The following is a 6,941-nucleotide window of genomic DNA, read 5'->3' on the forward strand; positions in this document are numbered from 1 at the left end:
GTGCCCGAGGTGCAGCAGTGCTACCGCGTGTCGCCCGGGCCGGACTTCGTGCTGGTGTTGCTGGTCGTGGACATGGCGGCCTATCACGCCCTGGTGCACCGGTTGTTTACCGCGGCGAATCAGGTGCGCAATGTGCGCGCGTTTTTTTCGGTGCACCGCAGCAAGTTCGCGCCGCGCGTGCCTGGGCTTATTTCTTCTTGACCGGGCGGCTCCAGCCGTCGAGGGTGACGGCCTTGGCGCGCGCTACCGTGAGCTTGCCCGCTGGCACGTTTTTGCTCACCGTGGAGCCCGCGCCCACCGTCGCGCCCGCACCGATGGTGATGGGCGCGACCAGCACCGAGTTGGAGCCGGTGTGCGCATCGTCTTCAATCACGGTGCGGTGTTTGTTGGCGCCGTCGTAGTTGGCCACGATGGTGCCCGCGCCGATGTTGACCCGCGCGCCCACCGTGGCGTCACCCACATAGCTCAAGTGGTTGGCCTTGGAGCCCGGGCCCAGTGTGCCGTTTTTCACTTCGACGAAGTTGCCGATGTGCACGCCGTCGGCCAGGGCGGTCGCGGGCCGCAGCCGGGCGAAGGGGCCGATGATCGCGCCCGCGCCGATGCTCGCGCCGTCGAGATGGCAGAAGGGATGCACCACCGTGCCCGCGCCCACGCGCACATCGCGCAGCACGGCGTAGGGTCCCACGCGGGCGCCGTCGGCCAGATGCACTTCGCCTTCGAACACGCAGCCCACGTCGATGAACACATCGCGGCCACAGTGCAGCGCGCCGCGCACGTCGATGCGGCTCGGGTCGGCCAGGGTGACGCCCGCGTCGAGCAGGCGGCGCGCAGTGCGCAGTTGCACCACGCGCTCCAGATGCGCGAGCTGGCTGCGGTCGTTCACACCGAGCACATCGTCCGCGTCGGCCACGGTGGAGGCGCGCACCGGCACACCGTCGGCCACGGCCAGGGCCACCACGTCGGTGAGGTAGTACTCGCCCTGCGCGTTATCGTTGCGCAACTGGCCCAGCCAGCGGCGCATAGCGGGCAGCGGCGCGCACAGAATGCCGGTGTTGCATTCGCGCACCGCGCGCTGCGCCGGCGTGGCGTCTTTGTGTTCGACGATGCCCTGCACCGCGCCGTCGGCGTTGCGCAGAATGCGGCCATAGCCTGTCGGGTCGTCCAGCTCGACGGTGAGCAGGGCGAGCGCGCCCGTCTGCGCCTGCGCCACCAGCGGCGCCAGGCTGCTGGCGGACGCCAGCGGCACGTCGCCATAGAGCACCAGGCACACGCCGTCACCCGGCAGGTCCGGCAGGGCTTGCTGCACCGCATGGCCGGTGCCGAGCTGCGGCTCCTGCAGCGCAAAGCGCAGGTGTGCCTGATGGGCAAAGGCCTCTTGCACCCGCTGCGCGCCGAAACCGGTGACCACCACTACGCGCTCGGCTGACAGGTGATGCACGGTATCGAGCACATGGCCGAGCAGCGGTTTGCCCGCCAGCGGCTGCAGCACTTTGGGAGCGTCGGAGCGCATGCGCGTGCCCTTGCCTGCGGCAAGGACGACGACGGAAAGGGCGGAGGAGGGGGCTTGGGCGATCGTCATGCCGCGCATTCTAAGGAGCGCCGGTGACGCCGCTGCGCCGTTTGCCGCATGAAAAACCCCGCATCAGCGGGGTCGGTAAAACGTAAAAATGATCAGGCTGTGGCCGGGCGCACCGCCGTCTTGGGCACTTCGGTCACGATGCGCTGCATAAGGAATTTGGGCAGGCCGATCCACATATCGAACAGGGCTACGCCCATCTCCATCATAGCGATCGGGCACGAGAGCGCACCGCCGATGAGCACAAACCAGGCGAAGTCGGGGTTCTGCTTGGTGAGGAACCAGCCGGAAAAATCGAGCAGCATGGCGATGAACGGCGTGATGACCGAAATGGCCTTGATCTGGCTGTGCACCCTTGTTTGCAAAAACAACCAGCCGGCCACCCAGAAAATCAGCCCCAGCATGGTCAGGTGCACCATGCCGGTCATCAGCATCGAGTTGTACGACATGCCGGTGTCGACCTTGGCCACCGCTTTCACGTCTTCATACGAAGCCAGCGGCGGGTTGTGCAGCTGCTTGCTCATGGCCACGCTGTGGCACATCAGGCAGTGTTGCGCGAGGATGGGCTTGATCTCGGTCTCGTAGCCGGCCTTGGTCTGCCCGCCGACCACCCAGGTGTCGATGGTCTTCTGCAGTTGCGGCCACTGCTCTTTCGGCACGCCCGCGTTGGTGAGCATGGTGGGCAGCACGGTTTGCAGCTTGCTGCTGTCGCGATTGCCGTAGTACGAAATCTGGATGTCCTTGAGGGTCACCCCGGTCTTGCCGTCCAGCCCGGCGTGGGTGACGTAGAGATAGGCTTCGGCACAGAGCAAGCCGATGCAGACCAGAAAAATGAAGCCGGTATGCAGCAGTTTTTCCGGCACGGTGAGCAGATGAAGGGAACGCATAGGTAAGGCTTTCTCGCAAGGTGTCAGCGGTTGTGAACGCGCCTGTGTTTTAACTTTTGTCAAAAATGCCGGGTTATCCTAGTGCGTAAAAACCCTTAAGTGCAATGCCTGAATTGCAAGCAGGGACACAGGCAACGTTCTGTTTCTATTGAGATTTACCCCGTGCAGTATGGTGATGGGTCGCGCACCATGACGCTTTGTCCGCTTTGCCGCTTCATCCGAATGCGTATTTCAGAGGCCTTGCTCTTCATGGCCAGTGCGCGCCGTCCCGCTATTCTTGTTCCCCATGCATGCTCGTTACCGCCCCGCCGCCATTTGGCGACTCACCCGAAAAGAACTTCGCAGATCGTGGCTGAATTACGGCGTGCTCTGGGTGGGGGCGATCCTGGTGGGGTTGGCAGCGGTGCAGTTCGCCAACTGGGCCAACGATGTGTTGGCGATTTTTCTCGGCTGGATCGACGGCCGGGCCTGGCTGGCCCTGCTCATCACTCCGGCGTTGACCGGCGGCGCGGTATGGATGACCCGCAAATGGTTCAACGGCAGTGAGGGCAGCGGCATTCCGCAGGTGATTGCTGCGCTGCATGGCCAGCCAGACCCGACCCGCATCCGCCGTCTGTTCGGCCTGCGCATCATGCTGGGCAAAGTTGGTCTCGGGCTGATGGGCATGCTCGGCGGCCTCACGCTGGGCCGCGAGGGGCCCACGGTGCATATCGGTGCGTCCATCATGGTCGAGATGCGGCGGTTTTATCCGCGCGTCTCGCTGCGCATGGAGCGCCTGTTGCTGCTCGCGGGCTCGGCGGCGGGTCTGTCGGGCGCGTTCAACACCCCGCTGGCCGGGATTTTGTTTGCCATCGAGGAGCTCACTCGCAGCTTCGAGGTGCGAACCAACGGCGTGCTCATCACCAGCATCGTGTTCTCCGGCCTGGTCTCGTTGGCGCTGGCGGGCAACTATCTGTATTTCGGCCAGATCACCGCGCCGGACATTTTTCCGCTGGCCTTCGTCTTGCCGGTGGTCATCGCCGCGGTGGTCTGCGGTCTGGCCGGGGCGGCGTTCAATCTGGCCTTGCTCAAACAGGTGCGATGGATTCCTGCGAAGGTGCTGGCTTGGCGCGAGCGTTCGCCGCTGGCGTGGGGCGCGGGGCTGGGCCTGCTAGTGGCCATCATCGGCATCGCCTCGGCCGGGCAGACCTGGGGCAGCGGCTACGACCAGGCGCGGCATTTGCTGATGAATCACGGCGAGCAGGTGAGCTGGTATTACCCGCTGGTGAAGTGGCTCACCATGGTGCTGTCCTACATCACCGGCCTGCCCGGCGGGCTGTTCTCGCCCTCGCTGTCGATCGGCGCAGGGTTCGGCCAGTGGGTCAGCCAGTGGTTCGGGCAGTATCCGCAGTCGGCCCTGGTGGCCATTTGCATGGTGGGTTATCTTGCAGCGGTGACGCAGTCGCCGCTGACTTCGTTTGTTATCGTGATGGAAATGATCAACGGCGGCGGGCTGGTGATTCCGCTCATGGCCACGGCGCTATACTTTGCGCCCTTGGGGGATGCGTCGCAGCGCAAGGCGCAGCCCGAGGCGCAAGCCGCCGAGCCGGTTGCCGTGACGGTGGATGAAAAGCCGCGTTGATGACGCGCTAATCCCGGCTTTGAACCGGGTTTGAAGGGTCGAGAGGAGTGCCCCCAGACCTGCCGCGAAGCGTCAGGCCCCCCGAGGGGGGATGAGAAAACTTGGGGCGGCCCGGCGTTTTCTCATGAGCCCTCATGTTTGAACCACAACGACAAGGAGACTTTCATGGCAACACATCCTGCAACGCCCGCAGCCCCGCCAGCCGAAGCGGTCTATCGCCGCATCGGCTGGCGCATCATTCCCTTCCTGATCTTGTGCTATTTCGTCGCCTATCTCGACCGGGTGAACATTGGCTTCGCCCAGTTGCAGATGAAGGGCGACCTCGGGTTTTCCGACGCGGTGTACGGGCTCGGCGCGGGCATCTTTTTTCTCGGCTATTTTTTGTTCGAGGTGCCGAGCAACCTCATTCTTCACCGGGTTGGCGCGCGGGTGTGGATCGCCCGCATCATGATCACTTGGGGGCTGATTTCCGCGCTCACGCTGTTCGTCACCACGCCGACGCAGTTCTATGTGATGCGGTTTCTGCTCGGCGTGGCCGAGGCCGGGTTCTTTCCGGGCATCATCCTCTATCTCACTTATTGGTATCCGGCGGCGCGGCGCAGCCAGATGACCGCTTGGTTCATGAGCGCGGTGCCGCTCTCCGGCTTGATTGGCGGGCCGGTGTCGGGCTGGATCTTGCACCACTTCCACGGCCATCACGGCTGGGCCGGGTGGCAGTGGTTGTTCGTGCTCGAAGGCCTGCCGGCCGTGGTGCTGGGCATCGTCACCCTGTTCTATCTCGACAATGGCATCAAGCATGCCAAGTGGCTGAACGCGGACGAGAAAAACGCGCTGCAGCACGCGCTCGACCAGGAGGCGCAGACCAAGCCAGCGCACTCGGCGCTGCAGGGCATGGGCGATCCGCGCGTGTGGCTGATGGCGCTGATCTACTTCTCCGTGGTCATCGGCCTGTACGGTCTGAGCTTCTGGCTGCCGCTGCTGATCAAGTCCACCGGGGTGACCGATCCGCTGACCATCGGCTGGCTGGTCGCGCTGCCTTACGGCGTGTCGGTGGTGGCGATGATTCTGGTGGGCCGCAGCTCGGACAAACGCCATGAGCGCCGTTGGCACGTGGCCATTCCCGCGCTGATCGGCGCCGTGGGCCTGGTGCTCTCCACGTTATGGAGCACCGACACCACGCTGGCGATGGTGGCGCTGACGCTGGCGACCGTGGGCATCATGGTGGTGCTGCCGCTGTTCTGGGCGCTGCCCAACGCCTTCCTCGCGGGCACCGCGGCGGCGGCAGGCATTGCGCTGATCAACGCGCTGGGCAATCTGGCCGGGTTCTTCGGCCCGTCCATCATCGGTTGGGTGAAGCAGACCACGCAGAGCACCAACGGCGGCATTCTGGTGCTTGCCGCCTTTATGGTGCTGTGCGCCGTGCTGGTGCTGCTCACGCCGAAAACGCGGAAATAAAAAAGCGCGCGCGAACCGGTCAGATTCGCGCGCGCCTTGCTGCAGCTCTCGGCCGCAAGACGGTCAGAGTTCGACTTGCAGCCGGGTGGTGTTCTTCACCTCGTCGATCACGGCGAACGAGCGGGTTTCACGCACGCCGGGCAGGTTGGCGATGACGTTGGCCACAAACGTCTTGTAGGCCGCCATATCGGCCACGCGCACCTTGAGCAGATAGTCGAAATTGCCGGCCACCATATGGCATTCGAGAATTTCCGGGCGCACCTTGATGGCGGACTGGAATTTCTCGAAACTGTCGGCCACCGAGCGGTCGAGCTGCACTTCGACGAACACCATCAGCCCCGCGCCGAGCAGGTTCGGGTTGAGCCGACCTTCGTAGCCGAGAATGAAACCGTCGCGCGTGAGCCGCTTGACGCGCTCCAGCACGGCGGTGGGCGAAAGATTGACCAGTTGGGCCAGACGCAGATTGGCAATGCGGCCATCTTCCTGCAGCAGATCGAGCAGGCGACGGTCGATGCGGTCGATGCCGCCAATTTTTTCAGACATGGCGAGCCTCCGCGGTGGGGGTGGGAAGCTGCAGGCAGGGCAGTAGAGAGTTCATCATGGCCTCGGTGTGAACGGTTGTATTAGTGGAGGTTTGAAATTTAGCGCATCAGTGTCATGCGAGTCGAAGTCTAGCGACAATTGCCTGACAATCACTCCGGTTTATAGAGGGCAACACTCGTAAACAGTGCTTCATTGCCGGGGAATCGGCGCCATTTCCGGATTGACGCGCAACTTGATTTTATACACCGCTAATACGAACTGTTCACTGCCCCCGAGCCGTCAGGTTGACGGGTTTGGCCCGGGGCTCATGAGAAAACGCCGGGCCGCCCCAAGTTTTCTCATCCCCCTCGGGGGGCCTGACGCGAACGCGGCAGGTCTGGGGGCGCTCAAAACATTCACGGTTTGAGATAGTTATGCGCCACCCGTCCCAGACCCAGGGTGAGGTCGGTGATGATGTGAACACCCGAAACCACTTCGAGCACCGGCAGCAATGCCACCGGGGCCAGCGCGTGGGCATGCAGCTCCAGCGCGGCGGGGCCTTCCCAGGCGCCTTTCACCACCATGTCCTCCAGGTCGTACTGCACCAGCTCGCAGATGCGCGGGGTGCAGTCCACATGCGGAATGATCTTGAGCAGGAAGTTGGGCTGCTGCAGCGAGGCCAGCACTTTGGCGGTGTCGAGCGCGCGGTGTTTGTAGCCCATGGTGCCGGTGGCGATACGCACCGGTCCATAGTCGAGCGTGCCCAGCAGGGTGTCGGCGGCCACGCTGAGATGCGGCTTGGCGAGCTTTTTCGGAAAGCCCCAGATCTCGCGTCCACCGGCAATCGGCGCTTCGTCGTCGAGGTACATCGCAATCTGAT

At 63.8% G+C, this 6,941-nt stretch carries 7 protein-coding genes; 3 read left to right on the forward strand and 4 right to left on the reverse strand.

What is annotated here, in order from left to right:
* The coding region (locus B7X30_RS14995; RefSeq protein WP_286731671.1) for an Lrp/AsnC ligand binding domain-containing protein at positions 1 to 201 on the forward strand (201 nt) is incomplete at its 5' end.
* On the opposite strand, the gene glmU is transcribed toward B7X30_RS14995, so the two are convergent.
* Complete coding sequence (gene glmU / locus B7X30_RS15000) at positions 188 to 1,579, reverse strand: bifunctional UDP-N-acetylglucosamine diphosphorylase/glucosamine-1-phosphate N-acetyltransferase GlmU (RefSeq protein WP_286731673.1); 1,392 nt, start codon at positions 1,577 to 1,579, stop codon at positions 188 to 190. The genes B7X30_RS14995 and glmU overlap by 14 nt on opposite strands.
* 92 nt (positions 1,580 to 1,671) lie before the next feature.
* Complete coding sequence (locus B7X30_RS15005; RefSeq protein WP_286731674.1) at positions 1,672 to 2,463, reverse strand: Aq_1264-related membrane protein; 792 nt, start codon at positions 2,461 to 2,463, stop codon at positions 1,672 to 1,674.
* 286 nt (positions 2,464 to 2,749) lie between these two features.
* Between B7X30_RS15005 and B7X30_RS15010 the strand changes: the two genes are divergently transcribed.
* Both B7X30_RS15010 and B7X30_RS15015 read left to right on the forward strand, forming a co-directional pair.
* Entirely contained in the window at positions 2,750 to 4,084 is a 1,335-nt protein-coding gene (locus B7X30_RS15010; protein WP_286731675.1) for a chloride channel protein, read from the forward strand.
* Positions 4,085 to 4,249: 165 nt separating this feature from the next.
* Positions 4,250 to 5,539, forward strand: coding sequence for an MFS transporter (locus tag B7X30_RS15015; protein WP_286731677.1), 1,290 nt, complete (start codon positions 4,250 to 4,252; stop codon positions 5,537 to 5,539).
* 63 nt (positions 5,540 to 5,602) lie between these two features.
* On the opposite strand, the gene B7X30_RS15020 is transcribed toward B7X30_RS15015, so the two are convergent.
* Together B7X30_RS15020 and B7X30_RS15025 are read right to left on the reverse strand one after the other, a co-directional pair.
* A complete protein-coding gene (locus B7X30_RS15020; RefSeq protein WP_156054375.1) occupies positions 5,603 to 6,082 on the reverse strand; it encodes an Lrp/AsnC ligand binding domain-containing protein in 480 nt (159 codons plus the stop codon).
* A 395-nt stretch (positions 6,083 to 6,477) separates the two neighbouring features.
* On the reverse strand, positions 6,478 to 6,941 hold a 464-nt coding region (locus B7X30_RS15025; RefSeq protein ID WP_286731681.1), incomplete at its 5' end, for an acetoacetate decarboxylase.

It is taken from the genome of Thiomonas sp. 13-64-67 (assembly GCF_002282795.1).
GTDB classification, from domain to species: domain Bacteria; phylum Pseudomonadota; class Gammaproteobacteria; order Burkholderiales; family Burkholderiaceae_C; genus Thiomonas; species Thiomonas arsenitoxydans.